This is a genomic window from Sinimarinibacterium flocculans (assembly GCF_003201205.1).
GTDB lineage: Bacteria > Pseudomonadota > Gammaproteobacteria > Nevskiales > Nevskiaceae > Solimonas > Solimonas flocculans.
On record NZ_QICN01000001.1, the window covers coordinates 438,996 to 458,036 of the forward strand.

At 68.1% G+C, this 19,041-nt stretch carries 16 protein-coding genes and 1 tRNA gene; 12 read left to right on the forward strand and 5 right to left on the reverse strand.

Translation table 11 applies throughout. From position 1 onward, the window contains the following. Window positions 1-95: 95 nt before the first annotated feature. A complete protein-coding gene (locus C8D93_RS01935; protein ID WP_110263467.1) occupies window positions 96-1,232 on the reverse strand; it encodes an AraC family transcriptional regulator in 1,137 nt (378 codons plus the stop codon). A gap of 332 nt (window positions 1,233-1,564) precedes the next feature. Here C8D93_RS01935 and C8D93_RS01940 point away from each other — a divergent pair. From C8D93_RS01940 to pnp, 8 genes are all read left to right on the forward strand, one after another. Then, window positions 1,565-1,641: transfer RNA gene (locus C8D93_RS01940), tRNA-Met, on the forward strand. Between the two features lie 77 nt (window positions 1,642-1,718). After that, on the forward strand, window positions 1,719-2,183 hold the full coding sequence (gene rimP, locus C8D93_RS01945; RefSeq protein ID WP_110263468.1) for a ribosome maturation factor RimP: 465 nt from the start codon (window positions 1,719-1,721) through the stop codon (window positions 2,181-2,183). A gap of 6 nt (window positions 2,184-2,189) precedes the next feature. Beyond that, complete coding sequence (gene nusA, locus C8D93_RS01950) at window positions 2,190-3,680, forward strand: transcription termination factor NusA (protein ID WP_110263826.1); 1,491 nt, start codon at window positions 2,190-2,192, stop codon at window positions 3,678-3,680. A 38-nt stretch (window positions 3,681-3,718) separates the two neighbouring features. After that, window positions 3,719-6,334, forward strand: a complete 2,616-nt coding sequence (gene infB / locus C8D93_RS01955; protein ID WP_110263469.1) for a translation initiation factor IF-2 — start codon at window positions 3,719-3,721, stop codon at window positions 6,332-6,334. 23 nt (window positions 6,335-6,357) lie between these two features. Continuing rightward, a complete protein-coding gene (rbfA, locus tag C8D93_RS01960; protein WP_110263470.1) occupies window positions 6,358-6,732 on the forward strand; it encodes a 30S ribosome-binding factor RbfA in 375 nt (124 codons plus the stop codon). 13 nt (window positions 6,733-6,745) lie between these two features. Beyond that, a complete protein-coding gene (gene truB, locus C8D93_RS01965) occupies window positions 6,746-7,678 on the forward strand; it encodes a tRNA pseudouridine(55) synthase TruB (protein ID WP_110263471.1) in 933 nt (310 codons plus the stop codon). Window positions 7,679-7,752: 74 nt separating this feature from the next. After that, window positions 7,753-8,022: a 30S ribosomal protein S15 gene (gene rpsO / locus C8D93_RS01970; protein ID WP_110263472.1), complete on the forward strand. Its 270-nt coding sequence runs from the start codon at window positions 7,753-7,755 to the stop codon at window positions 8,020-8,022. Window positions 8,023-8,277: 255 nt separating this feature from the next. Further along, window positions 8,278-10,383, forward strand: a complete 2,106-nt coding sequence (pnp, locus tag C8D93_RS01975) for a polyribonucleotide nucleotidyltransferase (protein WP_110263473.1) — start codon at window positions 8,278-8,280, stop codon at window positions 10,381-10,383. Between the two features lie 389 nt (window positions 10,384-10,772). Here pnp and phaR read toward each other — a convergent pair whose 3' ends face one another. Together phaR and gluQRS are read right to left on the reverse strand one after the other, a co-directional pair. Next, window positions 10,773-11,291: a polyhydroxyalkanoate synthesis repressor PhaR gene (gene phaR / locus C8D93_RS01980; RefSeq protein ID WP_110263474.1), complete on the reverse strand. Its 519-nt coding sequence runs from the start codon at window positions 11,289-11,291 to the stop codon at window positions 10,773-10,775. A 59-nt stretch (window positions 11,292-11,350) separates the two neighbouring features. After that, window positions 11,351-12,289 carry a tRNA glutamyl-Q(34) synthetase GluQRS gene (gene gluQRS, locus C8D93_RS01985; RefSeq protein WP_110263475.1) on the reverse strand — a complete coding sequence of 313 codons (939 nt, stop codon included), beginning with the start codon at window positions 12,287-12,289 and terminating at the stop codon, window positions 11,351-11,353. A 133-nt stretch (window positions 12,290-12,422) separates the two neighbouring features. Between gluQRS and C8D93_RS01990 the strand changes: the two genes are divergently transcribed. From C8D93_RS01990 to C8D93_RS02005, 4 genes are all read left to right on the forward strand, one after another. Beyond that, window positions 12,423-13,223: an HAD-IA family hydrolase gene (locus C8D93_RS01990; RefSeq protein WP_110263476.1), complete on the forward strand. Its 801-nt coding sequence runs from the start codon at window positions 12,423-12,425 to the stop codon at window positions 13,221-13,223. Between the two features lie 75 nt (window positions 13,224-13,298). Next, window positions 13,299-14,891, forward strand: a complete 1,593-nt coding sequence (locus C8D93_RS01995) for an FAD-binding oxidoreductase (RefSeq protein ID WP_110263477.1) — start codon at window positions 13,299-13,301, stop codon at window positions 14,889-14,891. Window positions 14,892-14,972: 81 nt separating this feature from the next. Beyond that, entirely contained in the window at window positions 14,973-16,511 is a 1,539-nt protein-coding gene (locus C8D93_RS02000; RefSeq protein WP_110263478.1) for a glycerol-3-phosphate dehydrogenase/oxidase, read from the forward strand. Then, entirely contained in the window at window positions 16,508-18,064 is a 1,557-nt protein-coding gene (locus tag C8D93_RS02005) for an FGGY-family carbohydrate kinase (RefSeq protein ID WP_211307154.1), read from the forward strand. The genes C8D93_RS02000 and C8D93_RS02005 overlap by 4 nt, the downstream gene beginning before the upstream one ends. Here the strand turns inward: C8D93_RS02005 and C8D93_RS02010 are convergent. Both C8D93_RS02010 and queF read right to left on the reverse strand, forming a co-directional pair. Beyond that, window positions 18,052-18,423 (reverse strand): DUF962 domain-containing protein, encoded by a 372-nt coding sequence (locus C8D93_RS02010; RefSeq protein ID WP_110263479.1) that lies wholly within the window; start codon window positions 18,421-18,423, stop codon window positions 18,052-18,054. The two genes, C8D93_RS02005 and C8D93_RS02010, sit on opposite strands and share 13 nt — an antisense overlap. Window positions 18,424-18,535: 112 nt before the next feature. Further along, window positions 18,536-18,958: a preQ(1) synthase gene (gene queF / locus C8D93_RS02015; RefSeq protein WP_110263480.1), complete on the reverse strand. Its 423-nt coding sequence runs from the start codon at window positions 18,956-18,958 to the stop codon at window positions 18,536-18,538. Between the last annotated feature and the right edge of the window lie 83 nt (window positions 18,959-19,041).

Consider the following 19,041-nt stretch of genomic DNA (forward strand, 5'->3'; position numbering starts at 1 on the left):
GTCGTTGCCGTGAAGCCGCGGGGTGGACTGCGTCGCGAGGCACTAGCGTGCGCGCTGACAGACCAGTGGCCGCGGCGTCGGCGTGGCGCGCAGGCTCACGCGCCGAGCCGGGCGGCGGCTGGCGGCGGGGTGTGGCGGCCGGTCTGCGGAATCTTCGCCTGTCCCCGCGCTGCCCCGGAGGCGAGTTCGCGCCGGAAGCGCTGGGGGGGCACGCCGGTCCAGCGCTTGAAGGCGCGACCGAAGCTCGACTGGTCGGAGTAGCCGAGCAGATCGGCGAGCGCGTCCAGCGACATCTGTCCGTGTTCGAGATGGTCCTTGGCCAGATCGATCCGCATCTTCTCGAGGATGTCGGAGAAGCGCAGGCCGTGTTCGCTCAGGCTGGCCTGCAGCGTCCGTACCGAAGTGCCGAGCTTTCTTGCGCACTGCTCGACCGAGCAGCTTCCGCGCGGCAATGCGCCCCGCAGATAGTCCTCGACCCGCTCGACGATCGTCCTTCGCGATGTGGCCCTGACACGATCGAGATAGCCGCCCAGCAACCGGAACAGCAGGCGGTTGGCGCTGCTCACCGGCTGATTCAGGAACGCGGCGGGGAAGCTCACCGCGTTGACGCTTGCGCCCGCGCGAAACGGGCAGCCCAGCCTGCTCTCGATCTCCGGCACGACGTCGGCGGGCACGTCCACGGTGAGTTGCACCCGGCTCGGCTGGAATCCGGGACCGCCGACCAGGCGCAGCAGCTTCAGGTTCAGCATGGCCGCCTGCAGGCTAGCCTGCGTGTTGTGGCCGAGGTCGGCCTGCACGCGCCAGCGGATCTCGGCCGCTTCGCGTCCTTCGACGAGTTCGAGCACCGGCACCGGCGAATGGACTACCGGGATGTAGTCGATGAAGCAGGTGACCGCCTCGCGCATCGTCGATGCGGCCTTGCACAACGCGGCGACCGAGCCGTAGACGCCGATCGGATCCTGGAGCTGCGCCAGGCGCAGACCGAACAAGGGCTCGCGCAGGCTGCGGCTGCAGAACTCCAGCATGTCCACCAGCGCCTTGCTGTCGATGAAGGCATCCGGGTCGTGGATCAGGCGGGCGTCGATGCCGTGCCGCTCGAGGATCTCGCGCGGATCGCCGCCCAGGGTTCTGACCAGTCCGGAGAAGCCGTTGAGGTTCGCGGTCCGCATCTGCCGCTCGACGGGCGTCGAATCCAGCGGCCCTTCGAGACGAAAGAAATAGTCGTCGCTCATCGCATGCTCCTCGCTGGCCGCACGACGGCGCCGGAAAAAGCATACCGTCGGGCGTCGGCGATAATCAACACTGATGTCTGTCGACGACGGAATCGCGAGGCGCAGATATAAGGACCGGGCGCGCCGCGTGTGCTCAGCGCCCGGCACGCGTCGGCCTGCGCTCATTCAGGACAAAAAACTGCGTGCATCGCGAGCCGGACCTATCTATAATGCCGGCCCGGTCGAGAGGTAGCGGAAACGAGGCCTCGGAGAAATTGGTTTTTGGCTCAAGGATTTGGCATATGTCCGTTGCGCCGCGCCACTCCGAAATCCTATACTTCTCGTCTGTCTGGTGCGGGGTGGAGCAGTCTGGCAGCTCGTCGGGCTCATAACCCGAAGGTCGCAGGTTCAAATCCTGCCCCCGCTACCACATTAGGCTTGAGAAAGGCCCCTTCGAGGGCCTTTTTTGTTGGCGAAACATCGGCTTGGAGGCGCGCGACAGCTGGGATGGCGGTGCTCAGAGAGCGGCTGCAACAACTACTCGAACCGGTCGTCGAGGCGCTCGGTTACGAGCTCGTGCTGCTCGAGTTCAGCCCTAGTACCAAGAGTGGGCTGCTGCGACTGTATATCGACAGTCCCGGCGGCATCACGATCGAGGACTGCGAGCGTGTCAGCCGCGAGGTGGCCGGCCAGCTCGACGTCGAGGACCCGATCAGCAGCGGCTATCGCCTCGAAGTCTCGTCGCCCGGGCTCGACCGTCCGCTGGTCAAGCCGTCTCACTATGAACGCTTCGTCGGAGAGCAGGCGCGGGTGCAGCTGCTGGCGCCGCGCGACGGGCGGCGCCGGTTCGTCGGCTGGATCCGCGTTGCGGGTACCGACGCGGTGCAGCTGGAAACGCAGGATGGCCTCGTCGAGCTTCCGTACGCGGAGATCGATCGGGCGCGACTGGTGCCGGAATACGATCGAGAGTAGGTGATCATGAACAAGAACATCCTGTTGATGGTGGACGTGGTCTCCAACGAGAAGGGCGTCGAGAAAGACCTGATCTTCGAGGCGCTGGAAGCTGCGCTCGCGTCCGCCGGCAAGGAGCAGTACGGCGACGAGTCCGACCTGCGCGTCGCGATCGATCGCGAGACCGGCGACTACGAGACGTTCCAGCGCTGGACGGTGCTCGAGGACGACAGCGAGGAATTCGAGTACCCGGAACGGCAGATCAAGCTGTCGTATGCGGTCAAGCAGAAGGAAGATGCCCAGCCTGGCGACGTGCTCGAGCACAAGGTCGATTCCGTCGACTTCGGCCGCATCGGAGCCCAGAAGGCCAAGCAGGTCATCGTGCAGAAGGTGCGCGAGGCCGAGCGTGCGCAGGTGGTCGAGGCCTATCAGGATCGGGTCGGCGAGCTGATCACCGGGCAGGTCAAGCGTCTGGAGCGCGGCAGCGTCATCGTCGACCTGGGCGGCAACGCCGAGGCGATCATCCTGCGCGACCAGCTGATCCCGCGCGAGCCGGTCCGGCCGGGCGATCGCATTCGCGGCTACCTGTACGAGGTGAGCCCGCAGGCGCGCGGGCCGCAGCTGTTCCTGTCGCGCACGTCGCCCCAGTTCCTGATGGAACTGTTCAAGCTCGAGGTGCCCGAGATCGCCCAGGGCCTGATCGAGCTCAAGGGCGCGGCCCGTGACCCCGGGTTGCGCGCGAAGATCGCGGTGCAGGCCAAGGACAAGCGCATCGATCCGGTCGGCGCCTGCGTCGGCATGCGCGGTTCGCGTGTGCAAAGCGTCTCCAACGAGCTCGCCGGCGAGCGCGTCGACATCGTGCCGTGGGACGAGAACATCGCGCAGTTCGTCATCAACGCGATGGCGCCCGCCGAGGTCGAGACCATCATCGTCGACGAGGAATCGCACTCGATGACGATCGGTGTCTCCGAGGAGAAGCTGGCGCAGGCCATCGGCCGCGGCGGCCAGAACGTTCGCCTGGCTTCGGAGCTGACCGGCTGGATCCTCAACGTCATGACCTCGGCCGATGCCGAGGCGAAGAAGGAAGAGGAGAACCAGTCGGTCCTGCAGGGCTTCATGGAGGCGCTGGACGTCGACGAGGAGGTCGCGACCGTACTCGTGCAGGAAGGCTTCACGACGCTCGAGGAAGTGGCCTACGTGCCGACGCAGGAACTGCTCAAGATCGAGGAGTTCGACGAGGCCATCGTCGAGGAACTGCGCAACCGCGCCCGCGACGTGCTCCTGACCAAGGCGATCGCCAAGGCGGAGCAGCGCGCGCACGCGCAGCCGGCCGACGACCTGCTGGCGGTCGAGGGTGTCGACGAGGACACGGCCTACCAGCTGGCGGAAGTCGGCATCGGCGATTGCACGGCGCTTGCCGATCTGGCGACCGACGAGCTGATCGAGCTGCTTCCGGATTTCGGTGAGGAGCGCGCATCGGCGCTGATCATGGCGGCGCGTGCCAAGGCCTACGCCTGAACCGTGGACTGAAGAGCGTCTGCTCGGGAAGGAACTGAATGTCAACGGTAACCGTACAAGACTTCGCTAAGGAACTCGGCCGGCCGGTCGACGAGCTGCTGTCCCAGTTCAAGGAGGCCGGCGTCGCCGTCACCAAGGCCGATGCTTCGGTCACGGCCGAGGACAAGGTGGCACTGCTGAGCTATCTGCAGCAGAAGACCCGCAGCACTTCCGGCGCCGAACCGCGCCGCATCACGCTGAAGCGCCGCGAGACGACGGAACTGAAGCTTGGCGGCAGCCGCGGCGCGCCGGCCAAGACCGTCAGCATCGAGGTGCGCAAGAAGCGGACGTACGTCAAGCGCGAGGAGCCCGAGGCCCAGGACCCCGAGGCACTGCGCGAGGCCGAGGAAGCGGCCGCACGCGTCGAGGCCGAGCGCGAGCTTGCCGCACGTGCGGCAGCCGAGGCCGAGGCACGCCGGCATCAGGAAGAGGCGGAGCGCAAGCTCAAGGAAGAGGAAGCCGAGCGTCAGCGCACCGAGGCCGAGGCTGCGGCCAAGCACGCCGAGCAGGAGCACACGCGCCTGCTGCAGGAGGACCCGCTGTATCGTGCGAAGTGGGAGGCCGAGCAGGCCCGCGTGCGGGCATCGGAGAATGTCCGGCGTGCCGCCGAAGCCGCGCGCACGATGGCCGCGGCTCCGACTCCGCCGCCGGGTGTTGCGCCCGGTGCCGCGCCTGCGGCGGCCAAGCGCGCCGGCGGGCGTGACCGCGGTGCCGCCAAGGGGCGCTCCGAGCTGCATCTGGCCGAGGGCAAGAGCGGCCGCCGCGAACGCAAGACCAAGAAGCCGTCGGGGCGGGTGCGCGTGGAGAACGTGCACGTGTTCGAGAAGCCGGTGGCGCCGATCGTTCGCGAGGTCGAGGTGCCGGAGGCGATCACCGTCGGCGAGCTGGCCAATCGCATGGCGGTCAAGGCCACGGAACTCATCAAGGTCATGATGCGCAACGGCGTCATGGCCACCATCAACCAGACGCTCGATCAGGACACGGCGGCCCTGATGGTCGAGGAGCTGGGGCACAAGGCGCGCATGGTCAAGGCCAGCGATGCCGAGGACAAGCTCGAGCAGGCGGTGTCGGGCGAGCAGGCCGACGTCGAGACCGAGCCGCGTCCGCCGGTCGTGACCATCATGGGCCACGTCGACCACGGCAAGACCTCGCTGCTCGACTACATCCGCAAGACCAAGGTCGCCGCCGGCGAAGCCGGTGGCATCACGCAGCACATCGGCGCCTATCACGTCGAGACCGACAAGGGCATCGTGACGTTTCTCGATACGCCGGGTCACGCGGCGTTCACGAGAATGCGTGCGCGCGGTGCGCAGATCACCGACATCGTCGTACTGGTCGTGGCGGCCGACGACGGTGTCATGCCGCAGACGCGCGAAGCGATTCAGCATGCCAAGGCGGCCGGTGCGCCGATCGTCGTGGCGATCACCAAGGTCGACAAGCCCGAGGCCGACATCGACCGCGTCAAGACCGAGCTGACCAAGGAAGAGATCGTGCCCGAGGACTGGGGTGGCGACATCCAGGTCGTCGGCGTGTCGGCGTTCTCCGGCGAGGGCGTGGACGCCCTGCTCGACGCGATTCTCGTCCAGGCGGAGATCCTCGAGCTCAAGGCGCCGATCGAGGCACTGGCGCGTGGCAACATTCTCGAATCGTCGATCGAGAAGGGCCGCGGCCCGGTGGCGACCGTGCTGGTTCGCGCCGGCACGCTCAAGCAGGGCGACGTCGTGCTGTCCGGCCCGCACTTCGGCCGCGTCCGTGCGATGTTCGACGAGGCCGGCAAGCCTGTGAAGCAGGCCGGTCCGTCGATTCCGGTGCAGATCCTCGGTCTGTCCGGTGCGCCGGATGCCGGTGACGACGTGGTCGTCGTGGCCGACGAGCGCAGCGCGCGCGAGCTGGCACAGCTGCGCGAACAGAAGCTGCGCGAGCAGAAGCTGGCGCAGTCGCAGGCGCTGCGCATGGACCAGGTCTTCGCGAAGATGGGCGAGGGCGAGGTCAAGCAGCTCAACCTGATGATCAAGGCCGACGTGCAGGGTTCTGCCGAGGCAATCGCCGACGCGCTGCGCAAGATCCCGAGCGAAGAGGTCAAGGTCAACGTGCTGTCGTCGGGCATCGGCGGCATCAGCGAGTCCGACGTCGATCTGGCGCTCGCCTCCAAGGCCACGATCATCGGCTTCTCCGTCCGTGCCGATGCCGGCGCGCGCAAGCGCATCCAGGACACCGGCGTCGACGTCCGTTACTACTCGATCATCTACGACATCCTCGACGATGTTCGCGATGCGGTCGCCGGCTTGCTCGGTACCGAGACGCGCGAGCAGATCGTGGGTATCGCCCAGGTGCGCGACGTGTTCCGCAGCTCGAAGCTCGGCGCGATCGCCGGCTGCCTGGTGATCGAAGGCTCGGTGCAGAAGAGTCTGCCGATCCGCGTGCTGCGCAACCAGACGGTGATCTACGAGGGCGTGCTCGAGTCCCTGCGCCGCTTCAAGGACGACGTGGCGAAGGTCGAGGCCGGCACCGAATGCGGCATCGGCGTCAAGGACTACAACGACGTCAAGGTCGGCGACCAGATCGAGTGCTTCCAGCGTGTGGAGGTGCGGCGCACGGTATCGGCAGCCGCCTGATGCCGTCGTCCGCCTGACGCGTCGTGCGAGACTTTCCGCGCCGGCTGCGCCTGAACACCCAGCTTCAGGCCGAGCTGGCGATGCTGATCCGCGAGTCCCTGTCCGACCCACGCGTGGCGGGGGCGACGATCACCTCGGTCGACGTGTCGCCGGATCTTCGCAACGCCCGCATCCGCGTCAGCCTGCTCGCGGACGATGCGCGCCTGTCCGTCGCCGTCGCCGGTCTCAATCATGCGGCCGGCAAGCTGCGCAGCGCGCTGGCCCAGCGCCTCAAACTGCGGCGCGTCCCGGAGCTGCGCTTCGTCGCCGACGTGGAATTGCGGCAGGCCGAGCGGGTCAGCGCGCTGATCCACGACGCCGTCCGTCGCGACGCCGACAAGGCCGGGCGCGACAGCTGATCCCCATGCGGTCATGAGCAAGCCACGGCGCCCGCGTCGACGCGTCGACGGCATCCTGTTGCTGGACAAACCGGTCGGCCTGAGTTCGAACGCGGCCTTGCAGGATGTCCGCCGGCTGTTCGGAGCCGACAAGGCCGGGCATACCGGCAGCCTCGACCCGCTGGCCAGCGGCGTGCTGCCGATCTGCCTCGGCGAGGCGACGAAACTCTCGGGCGTTCTGCTCGATGCCGACAAGTGCTACGTCGCCGAGGCACGCCTGGGATTGCGCACGGCGACCGGCGACGTCGAGGGCGAGGTGATCGAGACCGGGCCGGTACCGGGGATCGATGCGCTGCGGCAGGCCGCGACGCGGATGACCGGACGCATCACCCAGGTGCCGCCGATGTATTCCGCGCTCAAGCACGAAGGGCAGCGGCTGTATGCGCTCGCGCGCCAGGGGATCGAGGTCGAGCGGGCGCCGCGCGAGGTACGGATTCACGCCCTTGAGGTCACGCCGCTCCCCGAGTCCGATCGCGTGCTGGTGCGGGCGCAATGCTCCAAGGGGACTTACATCCGCACTCTGGTGGAGGATCTGGCCCGCGCTGCCGGCGGTTGTGCGCATCTGGCCGCACTGAGGCGCACGGCGGTGGCCCCGTTCGAGGGGCTGCCGATGCACACCCTCGACGAGCTGCAGGAGCGGGCGGCGCAGGGCGGAACCGCGGCGCTCGATGCGCTGCTGCTCGCACCGGCGGCGGGTCTGTCGAACTGGCCGCGGGTGCAGGTGGCTGAGGAAACTGCGGCGCGCCTGGCGCGCGGGCAGGCTGTCGGCCTCGGTGACACTGCGGCGCCGGGGCGCTGCGCGGTCACCGACGACGCAGGCCGCCTGCTGGGCCTGGGCGAGGTTGACGAGCGTGGCAGCCTGAGGCCGCGCCGTTGGCTGCTGCCGAATGCCGCTGACGGCTTGTGATTGCCCTGTGGAAAAAGCTAATATATTGGGCTTTGTAAAGACCAAATACATTCGAGTTTTCGGAGTTTGCAGCAATGACCGTGACCGCTGAACGCAAGTCGGACGTCGTCAAGAAGTTCGCCCGCAGCAACCAGGACACCGGCTCGCCGGAAGTGCAGGTGGCCCTGCTGACCGAGCGCATCAAGGCGCTGGGCCCGCACTTCGACCAGCACAAGAAGGACAACCACTCCCGTCGCGGCCTGCTGAAGATGGTCAACCAGCGTCGTCAGATGCTCGACTATCTCAAGCGCAAGGACGAAACGCGCTACACCAAGCTGATTGCGGAACTGGGTCTGCGTCGCTGATCCCTCCCAGACGTTGTCGGCCGCCATTGCATTCAAGCCCCCGGTCGTGAAACCACAGGTTTCACCGGGGGTTTTTGCTTTGCCGGCAGCGACGGCAGCACCGCAGGACCCGCGTCGTCAACGACAGCGGGCCAGCGGCATCGCAACAGGGCCCGGGGCATCTCGTCCTCGCCGCGGGCCACGCCAATATCCGACGGATGTCCGCGAGCGCGCGATGCGTGCACCGATCCGCCGCCAACCGTGAGAACAATACCCATGGCCGTTCCCGCCACACCCGCCACACCGATCCGCAAGACCTTCCGCTACGGCAGCCGCGACGTCACCATCGAAACCGGCGCCATCGCGCGCCAGGCCAGCGGTGCGGTCACCGTCACGGTCGACGAGACCGTGGTGCTGGTTACCGTCGTTGCCCGCAAGGATGCCAAGCCGGACCAGGACTTCTTTCCGCTGACGGTCGACTACCTCGAGAAGTTCTACGCCGGCGGCCGCATCCCCGGCGGCTTCTTCAAGCGCGAGGGACGCCCGACGGAGAAGGAGACCCTCACCAGCCGCCTGATCGACCGGCCGATCCGCCCGCTGTTCCCGGACGGCTTCTACAACGAGATCCAGATCATCGCGCAGGTGATGTCGCTGAACCCGGAGGTCGACGGCGAGATCCCGGCGATGATCGGTGCCTCGGCGGCGCTGGCGCTGTCCGGCGTTCCGTTCGCGGGGCCCATCGGTGCCGCCAAGGTCGGTTACAAGAACGGCAACTACATCCTCAATCCTTCCAAGAGCGAGCTGGCCGACTCCGAGCTCGAGCTCGTGGTTGCCGGGACCAAGGATGCGGTGCTGATGGTCGAGTCCGAGGCCAAGATGCTGCCGGAGCCGGTCATGCTTGGCGCCGTGCTGTTCGGCCACGAGCAGATGCAGGCCGCCATCCAGGCGATCAACGAGCTGGCCGCCGAGGCCGGCAAGCCGAAGTGGGAGTGGACGGCGCCGGATCGCAGCGCGGTCAAGGCCTTCGTCGCCCAGTTCGAGGGCGCGATCACCGAGGCCTACGGGCACACCGACAAGCAGACGCGCTACGGCAAGCTGGACGAGGTCGCCAAGCAGGCCAAGGCTGCCCGTCCGGCCGACGCGCCGTTCACCGACAACCATATCAAGGCGGAACTCGACGAGCTCAAGGCCAAGATCGTGCGCAACCGCATCCTCGACGGTGCGCCGCGCATCGACGGTCGCGACCGCGAGACGGTGCGTCCGCTGGCCATCAGCACCGGTGTGATGCCGCGTGCCCACGGTTCGGCGCTGTTCACGCGCGGCGAGACGCAGGCCATCGCGATCACGACGCTGGGCACCGGCAAGGACTACCAGATCATCGACGCGATCGACGGCGAGACCCACGATCACTTCCTGTTCCACTACAACTTCCCGCCGTACTGCGTGGGCGAGACCGGGCGTGTGAACATGCCCAAGCGCCGCGAAGTCGGCCACGGCCGCCTCGCCAAGCGCGGTGTCGCGGCGGTGATGCCGGACCTCGACAAGGAATTCCCGTACGTCGTGCGCGTGGTTTCGGAGATCACCGAGTCCAACGGCTCGTCGTCGATGGCTTCGGTCTGCGGCGCCTGCCTGTCGCTGATGGACGCCGGTGTGCCGATCAAGGCGCCGGTGGCCGGTGTCGCGATGGGCCTGATTCTCGAGGGTTCGCGCTGGGCCGTGCTGACGGACATCCTCGGTGACGAGGACCACCTCGGCGACATGGACTTCAAGGTCGCCGGCACCGAAGGCGGCGTCACGGCGCTGCAGATGGACATCAAGGTGGCCGGCATCAGCGGCGAGATCATGGCGCAGGCGCTCACGCAGGCGAAGGCCGCGCGTCTGCACATCCTCAAGCAGATGAACGAGGTGCTGGCGACGCCGCGCAGCAACCTGTCGCCGTATGCGCCGCAGATCACGACGATCAAGATCCACCCGGACAAGATCCGCGAAGTGATCGGCAAGGGCGGCTCGACCATCCAGGCGATCACGCGCGAGACCGGCACGTCGATCGACATCAGCGACGACGGCACGATCAAGATCGCCGCGGTCGACGGCAAGGCGGCGGAGGCGGCGATCAACCGCATCCAGACGCTGACCCGCGACGTCGAGGTCGGCGCGATCTACGAGGGCAAGGTCGCCAAGATCATGGACTTCGGCGCCTTCGTCACGATTGCCCCGGGCAAGGACGGCCTCGTGCACATCTCGCAGCTCGCCGACAAGCGCGTCGAGAAGGTCGAGGACGTGGTCAAGGAAGGGCAGGAAGTCCGCGTCAAGGTGCTCGAAGTCAGCCGCGACGGCAAGATCCGCCTGTCGATGAAGGCGGTCGACGTCGAAGCTGCATGAACTTTGGTTGAACGGAGCCGGATTCTGCGTCAGAATCCGGCCCCACCAACATAGCGCCTCCGGTGTCAGCACCGAGCACCGGGGTGGTCTTTCTGGGGAGATCGGAGCAGCCCGCACGTACGGGCGAAAAAAGAAGCCCCCTGGGATACAGGGGGCAAGGTGCGAGAAAGGCGCGAGGCCTTTCTGGAGGAGACCTTCCTGACCCGGCACGCCACCCGGCCTGCCGGGTTTTTCGTTGCCGCGTCATGTTGCAGTGCAGTATAGGGATGGCTGACTGTGAAGTCAACAAACCGGCCTCATTTATAAAATATTATAAAACAGGCACTTATCTGTGACTTCGGGCCGATTTGTGACGCGAACGTCACTTCGCCGTTGCAACGCTCGCGCGATCAGCGCGCTTGATCCGCGTCCTCGGCTCCCGCGTCGATACCCGCGCGGCGCTTGATCGACTTGGCGCGCGACGACAGGTTGCGCAGGAACTCGGCGCGGACGGAACGCCAGATCGGTACCTGCCGTTCGGCGATGTCGACGAGGCTCTGGATCGGTTGCGGTGCCTGACCGAGCAGGCCCCGCAACTGCTCGGTGAACTGGTGTTGCTGCTGCTGGAACAGCTGGGCCGACAATTCCAGATAGCGGCCGATGCTGTTCTGCATCGGGTCACCGTAGTAGCGGATGATGAATTCGAGCAGGTCGGTCGTGAAGATCGGATCGCCGCCTTCTTCCTGCTCCGCGATCACCTGCAGCAGGATGCTGCGGGTGATGTCGTCGCCGGTGCGCTTGTCCTCGACCCGGAACGGGATGTGTTCGAGGACCAGCTTGCGAATCTCTTCGAGCGTGATGTACCGGCTGATGTGGGTGTCGTACAGACGCCGGTTCGGATACTTCTTGATGACGCGTGATTCGCTCATGTCGACAGGGTCTTGGGGCTGATGTTGCACTGCGTTTGCTGCATAGCATCATGCCAGACTCAGGGGGCTTGCTCCACATTGATGCAGGCGCCTTGGGGCAGGGCACCGGGCCGCCAGTGCTGGACCGCCCAGCTCAGCACCTCTTCGACGGACGCCGTGGCGAGCGCATCGGGCGGTCTCTGGCCAAGCCACTGCAGACATTGGTGCAGGCGCGTACCGGCGGCGCTTTCGTCAATGGCACGCGCGTGGTTCTGCTTGGAAAGCTTGCGTCCGTCGCTGCCGACGAGCACGGGCAGGTGACGGTACCGTGGCGAGACGTACCCCAGTGCCGCGCCGATCTGCCGCTGCATGAACGTCGAGCCAAGCAGGTCTGCGCCGCGGACGACCTCGGTGATGCCCTGGGCCTGCTCATCGACGGCGCAGGCCAGCTGGTAGCCGACGATGCCGTCGCGCCGGCGCACGATGAAGTCGCCGATGTGCTCGGCCGGGTCGCAGCGCTGCAGGGCCTGCCAGCCGTCGTCGAATGCCTGCGTACCGGCATCGGCGCGCAGGCGCAGTGCATGCCCCGTGGGCGGCAGGCGTCGATCGCGGCAATGCCCGTCATACACCGGACCTTCCATGCCCTTGCGCAAGGCCGAGGCGCGCAGGCGCGCGCGGCTGCAGTCGCAGGCATACAGGCGATGCGAGTCCTCCAGCCGCGCGAGCGCAGCGGCGTAGTCATCGGTGTGCTGCGACTGGTAGCGCGGCGCCTCGTCCCAGTGCAGTCCATGCGCCTCGAGCTGGCGCAGGATCCGCGCGGTCCACGCGGGATCGCAGCGTGCGGTGTCGAGATCGTCGATGCGCAGCAGCCAGTCGCCGCCGGCGACGCGGGCGCACAGCCAGCTGGCCAGCGCCGTCAGCAGCGAACCCAGGTGCAGGGGGCCGCTGGGCGTGGGCGCGAAGCGGCCACGATAGCGATGGACGGGATCGCTCCCGGCTGGGGTCCTGGGATCGGTCATCGGTTCGGCCGCGTGCCCTGAGTCACAAGGCGCGGGGACGCCGGCATGCTACATTAACTTCACCGTTCAACCCGCTGAACCTTCATCGGATGGACCCCGAAGAACCCGAGCCCGCAGAGAGCGGCCCCGATTCATGAGCCTGCGCGCCGTCCTGTTCGACGTCGACGGTACCCTAGCCGACACCGAGTCTCTCGGTCACCGGCCGGCCTATAACCGGGCGTTCCGCAAGCTCGGTCTGCAGATGCGCTGGGGGCCCAAGCTGTATCGCCGCCTGTTGAAGCTTCCGGGCGGACGCGAACGGCTCAAATACTACGTGCAGCACTACCGCCCCGATCTGGGCGCGCAACAGGCCGAGGTCGATGCCGACATCGATGCCTGGGTCGCGAAGGTGCACGAACTCAAGTCCAAGTATTTCCGGCGGCGCATGCGTCACGGCAAGGTGCCGCTGCGCCCCGGTGTTGCGCGCGTCATGCGCGAAGCGCGGCGCGAGGGCCTGAAGCTGGCGATCGTGACCAATGCGAGCCTGAAGACGCTGCGTCCGGTGCTCCGGTACTGCATGGGGCCGGAACTCGCTGCCGAGGTCGACGTCATCGCCAGCGGTGAGGAAGTGGCGCACAAGAAGCCCGCGCCGGATCTCTATCGGCTGGCGATGCGTCGGCTGGACGTCAAGGCCTGCGACTGCGTGGCCCTCGAGGATTCGGAGATGGGCATGAAGGCGGCGGTCGCCGCCGGCGTCGCCGCGGTCGTCACGGTCAACAGCGATACCGTCGAACAGGATTTCGAACGTGCGTCACTGGTGATGTCCAGCCTCGGCGAGCCCGGAGCGCCGGCCCGCGTCTTGCGCGGCCAGTTGCCGGGCCCCCAATGGGTCACGATCGGTGCGCTGCGGGGCGTTCTGGAGCAGTCGAAACCCCGTCCGGCGCGCGCGGCCTGAGTTTGCGGCGGTTATCGGGGCCGTCCTCGCCGGACCAGCCGATATACTGCGCCCGGTTCGATGGCCGGAGCACGCATGCGACGCTGGAACGGTTGGGGGGAAGACAGCGACGACTATGCACTGGGCGACGACGCCCGTGCCTTCCTGAAGGATCGCGTCGGTGCCGGCACCGCCCCGCGCGACGCGGTGCTGCAGCAGGTACTCGAGGCCTTGCCGGCCAGCCGTCTGCCGTCCGGTGCGCCATTCGAGACGGAAGCACGGCTGCGCGTGCTGCACGCCCGCGGACAGAGCTTTCCCGACTGGGTTGCGCTGCGTTCGGGGCGCGTCGGCCCCTGCGCCGACGGTGTCGCCCTGCCGTCGAGTCACGACGAGGCCGCACAGGCGCTGGCGTCCGCCCGCAGGCTCGGCGCGCTCGTGGTGCCCTATGGCGGCGGCACCAGCGTCGTCGGCCACCTGGCGGTGCCGCCCGTCGACCGCCCGGTGGTCAACATCTCGCTGGAGCGGATGAACCGGCTGCTGAGCGTCGACGACAAGGCCTGGCTCGCCAGTTTCGGCGCCGGCACGCCGGGGCCGCAGGTCGAGGCGCAATTGCGCTCCCATGGATTCATGCTCGGCCACTTTCCGCAGTCGTACCCGTACTCGACGGTCGGGGGCTGGGTGGTCACGCGGTCGTCCGGACAGCAGTCGCTGCGCTATGGACGCATCGAGCAAATGTTCGCATCCGGTCGCCTGGCGACGCCGCGCGGCCAATGGAGTGTCGGCGGCGTGCCGGCGTCGTCGGCCGGGCCCGACCTGCGCGAGATCGTGCTCGGCTCGGAAGGCCGGGTGGGCCTGCTGACCGAGGTCAGCATGCGCCTGCGGCGGCTGCCGGAGGAGGAGAGTTTCCACGGCGTGTTCTTCCCGGACTGGGCGTCGGCGGTCGACGCCGTGCGCGCCATGGTGCAGGCGGACCTGCCGCTGTCGATGCTGCGGTTGTCCAACGAGATCGAGACCGAGACCCAGCTGCGACTCGCCGGCCACCCGCAGATGATCCGCTGGCTGCAGCGTTATCTGGGCATGCGCGGGATTGACCGCGGGCAGTGCATGCTGATGCTGGCGGTCACCGGCACGCTGGCGGAATGCCGGCGCACGCGGCGCGACGCGCTGGCCATTGCCAAGCGCCACCGTGGCGTCCATGTCGGCAAGGGCATGGGCAAGACCTGGGCGCGCAACCGCTTTCGCGGCCCCTTGCTGCGCAACGCGCTGTGGGAGCTCGGCTATGCGGCGGACACCGTGGAGACCTGCGTCAACTGGCCCGCCGCGACCGGACTGATGCGCGCGATCGAGCAGGCCGCGCACGACGCGATGGCCGCCGAGAACGAACGCATCCATGCGTTCACGCACCTGTCGCATGTCTATCGCCAGGGGTGCAGCATCTATTCGACCTTCGTGTTCCGTTCGGCGGGTGATCCGGACGCGAACCTGGAACGCTGGCGCAAGCTCAAGAGCCGGGTGTCGGAAGCGATCGTCGCGCACGGCGGCACCATCAGCCATCAGCACGGCGTGGGCGTCGACCATGCGCCCTACCTGCCTGCCGAGAAGGGCGCGCTGGGCATGGATCTGCTGCGCGCAGTCGCGCGCGAGCTGGATCCTGACGGCATCATGAATCCGGGCAAGCTGTTCTCATGATCCTCGCGCAGACCTCGCCGATGGTTCCGGCGACGGTCTCTTTCGGCCAGGCATCGGCGACGCAGCGTCGGGAGCGGCGGCATGGTCGCGCGCACTGAGCTGTCGGCGCTGCGCGATCGCTACGATCTGGTGATCGTCGGCGGCGGCATCACCGGCGCGGGCATCTTCCGCGAGGCGGTGCGTACGCAGGCGAGTGCGCTGCTGGTCGAAGCGCGCGACTACGCATCGGGGACCTCGTCGTGGTCGTCGAAGCTCGTGCACGGCGGCCTGCGCTACCTGAAGAACGGCCAATGGCGCCTGACGCTCGAGTCGGTGCGCGAGCGCCAGCGACTGCTCGGCGAGGCGCCGGGCCTGGTCGAGCCGCAGACTTTCCTCATGCCGATCTACGCCGGGCGCAAGCCGGGCCGCTGGCTGATGCAGTTCGGTCTGCGCATCTACGACTGGATGGCCGGCGCGCGGCGTTCGCGCTGGCTCGATGCGCAGACGACACTTGAAGCCGAGGCCGACTTGGCGCGCCGCGATCTGCTGGGCGCCATGGCCTACGAGGATGCGCGCACCGACGATGCGCGGCTGGTGCTGCGCCTGATTCTCGACGGCTGCGCCGACGGCGGCGTCGCGCTGAACTATGTCAAGGCCAGTGTGCGCAGCGACGGCCAGCGCGTCTGTGGCGTTCGTCTGAGCGATGCCGTCAGCGGCAGTGAACGCGAGATCGACGCCGGCGTCGTGATCAACGCGACCGGTGCCTGGGCCGGCGCGCTGCCCGGCGCCCCGGCCGGCGCGCCGTCATTGCGTCCGCTGCGCGGCAGCCACCTGCTGTTCTCGCCACGGCGCTTCGGCCTGCGCCATGCGGTGTCCTGGCTGCATCCGCAGGACGGCCGTCCAGTGTTCGCCTACCCCTGGGAAGGGGCCGTGCTCTACGGTACGACCGACCTGGATCACGGCGAGACACCGGACGAGCCGCGGATCACGAGCCAGGAGGTCGACTATCTGCTGGCGGGTCTTGCTGCGCAGTTCCCGCGGCTGTGCCTCAACGCCGGGGACGTGATCAGCACGTATGCCGGCGTGCGGCCGGTGGTGGGCGGCGGCAAAGCCGATCCTTCGGCCGAGTCGCGCGAGTCGGCCCTGTGGCAGACGCCGGGCCTGGTGGGCATCACCGGGGGTAAGCTGACGACGTTCCGCGTCACCGCGCGCGAGGTCCTGCGTGCCGCCGCACGCGAGTTGCCGCGGCTGCTGCCGCAGGACGAGCAGCCGCTGTTCGCCTCGGCGACGCCGGTCGACAGTCAACGCCGGCTGTACGGGCGTCTCGGCATCGCCGCCGCCGGCACGCTGATGCAGGAAGTGCCGGGCGAGGAGCTGTCCCGTATCGGTGACACGCCGTGGACCTGGGCCGAGCTGCGCTGGGCCGCGCGTCACGAGCAGGTCGTGCATCTGGACGACCTGCTGCTGCGGCGCAGCCGTCTGGGGCTGGTCGTCGAGAACGGTGCCCGGGCGCTGCTGCCCCGGGTGCTGGCGATCTGCCGCGAAGAGCTTGGCTGGGATGCGGCGCGCTGCGACGCCGAACAGGCGCGCTGGCTCGGCCGCTGGCAGTCTCAGCACGCACCTCCGGGCTGGACCGCGTGAAACCGCGGCATCTGCTCGCGCTCGATGTGGGGACGCAGAGTGCGCGGGCCCTGCTGTTCGATGCCCGTGGGGAGTTGCTCGGCAAGGCGCAGCGCGCCTTCGATCCGGTCTACGTCTCGCCGCAGCCGGGATGGGCCGAGCAGGATCCGGAACGCTACTGGGAGGCGATGTGCGAATGCAGCCGGCAGCTCTGGCGCGACGGTTTGCGCCCGGACGATGTCGCCGCGGTGACCCTGACCACGCAGCGGGCGACGATGATCTGCGTCGATGCCGCCGGGCAGTCCCTGCGCCCGGCCACCGTCTGGCTGGATCAGCGGCGTTGCACCGAGCCGCCGCGACTGTCGCCGCTGTGGCGAAGCCTCTTCCGTCTGGCCGGCGCCGCGCCGTTGGTGGCGCACCTGCAGCGCGAGGCCGATGCCAACTGGCTGGCACAGCACGAACCGGCGATCTGGCGCGAGACCGACAAGTTCCTGTTCCTGTCCGGCTGGCTGACCCGGCGTCTGGTCGGTGCGTACGTGGATTCCGCCGGCTGCCAGGTGGGCTTCGTGCCCTTCGACTATGCCCGTCTCGACTGGGCCGGGCCGCGCGACTTCAAGTGGCAGGCGATCGCGGTCCGGCGTGAACAGCTCCCCGACCTGGTGCCCCCGGGGGCCACGCTCGGCGCGCTGACGACGGCTGCCGGCGAGGCGCTCGGCGTGCCTGCCGGCGTGCCGCTGATCGCCGCGGCCGCGGACAAGGCCTGCGAGGTTCTCGGCAGCGGCGCGACGACGCCGGACGCGGCGCAGCTGAGCTTCGGGACGACGGCGACGATCAACACCACCCAGTCGCGCTACATCGAAGTCCAGCGGATGCTGCCCGCCTATCCGGCGGCGATGCCGGGGGCCTGGAACACCGAGATCCAGATCTACCGCGGCTTCTGGATGGTGTCCTGGTTCAAGCGCGAGTTCGCGCATCGCGAGCAGGCGCTGGCGGCGGCGCGCGGCGTGCCGGTGGAGGCCCTGTTCGACGAACTGGTGGCCGGCGTGCCGCCCGGTTCGATGGGGCTGATGCTGCAACCCTACTGGTCGCCCGGCGTGCGCGATCCCGGGCCCGAGGCCAAGGGCGGCATCATCGGCTTCGGCGACGTGCATACGCGGGCGCACTTCTACCGGGCGATCCTCGAAGGGCTCGTCTACGGGCTGCGTGCCGGGCGCGAACAGATCGAGCGCCGCACCGGCGTGGCGATCCGGCGGTTGCTGGTCTCGGGCGGCGGCTCGCAGTCCGACCAGGCGATGCAGATCACCGCCGACGTCTTCGGCCTCGCGGCCGAACGTCCGCCGATCTACGAGACCTCGGCGCTCGGCGCCGCTATCAACGCGGCGGTCGGCATCGGCCTGTACCGCGACCATGCGCAGGCAGTCGCGGCGATGACCCGCAAGGGCACCGTCTTCGTGCCGGAGCCGTCGGCCGTTGCGACCTACGATGCGCTGTACCGCGAGGTCTATCGGCGGATGTATCCGCGCCTCAAGCCCCTGTACGAGCGTATCCGCGCGATTACCGGCTACCCGCCGTAGGGGCCGTAGGCGCGTTCGCCGCCGACGATGCGCCACCACGTGCCGGCAATGACGTAGCGGGGGAAGTTGACGAACTGCTCGGCGACGAGGCGCTGCGCGAACACCCAGGCACCGGCCCAAGGTTCGGGGGCGACGGCTTCGCGGTCGTGACCGAGGCCCTGGAGAAAGACGGATACGACGATCAACAGCAAACCGTCGAAGGCGGCGAACAGGCCGCTGAACAGTATCGAGCCGAGCATGTCGATCGCGCCCCACCAGAACAGGGGCACGGCGACGATGTGCAGGATCAGGTTGAGGCGGTCCTGGTGGCGCTCGGCGTAGCCGGCCCACTGGGTTTCGAGCAGGGTTGCGAAACTCATCGCGGCTGAGCTCCATGGCATTGGCAATGCGCGGCGGCGCAGGGCACAGGGCGGGGAACGGGCGGCACGGGCGAACCCGGTACGCCGAAGCCTCGTTGACGGCGGAGCGGGGTCACGGCGTGGCTCCGGCGCCGGTGGGGTCGACGTGCCAGGCCGGCGGCGGCAGGCTGCCGCTCCATCCGGGCTGACGGTGCTCGACGGACACGTGCGTATAGATGCCGCCGCGCACGTTGAACACGGCAGTCAGGCGCATGAAGCGCGGCTGCGTCGCCGCCACCAGGTCGTCGAGGATTTCGTTGGTCACGGCCTCGTGGAACTTGCCCTCGTCGCGGAAGCTCCAGACGTACAGCTTCAGCGCCTTGAGTTCGACGCACAGGCGGTCGGCGACGTACTCCAGATAGAGCGTGCCGAAGTCCGGCTGCCCGGTCTTCGGGCACAGGCAGGTGAACTCCGGGATCCGCATGCGGATTGCGAAATCGCGTTGCGGCGCCGGGTTCGGAAAGGTTTCGAGAGACTTGCTCGGCTGGGTCGACATCGAGAAAAGGCGGCGAAGACGGGCCCGGTGGACGGGGCGGCTTCATAATTTACACTACGCGCCCTGCGGGCCCGTGCCCTTCA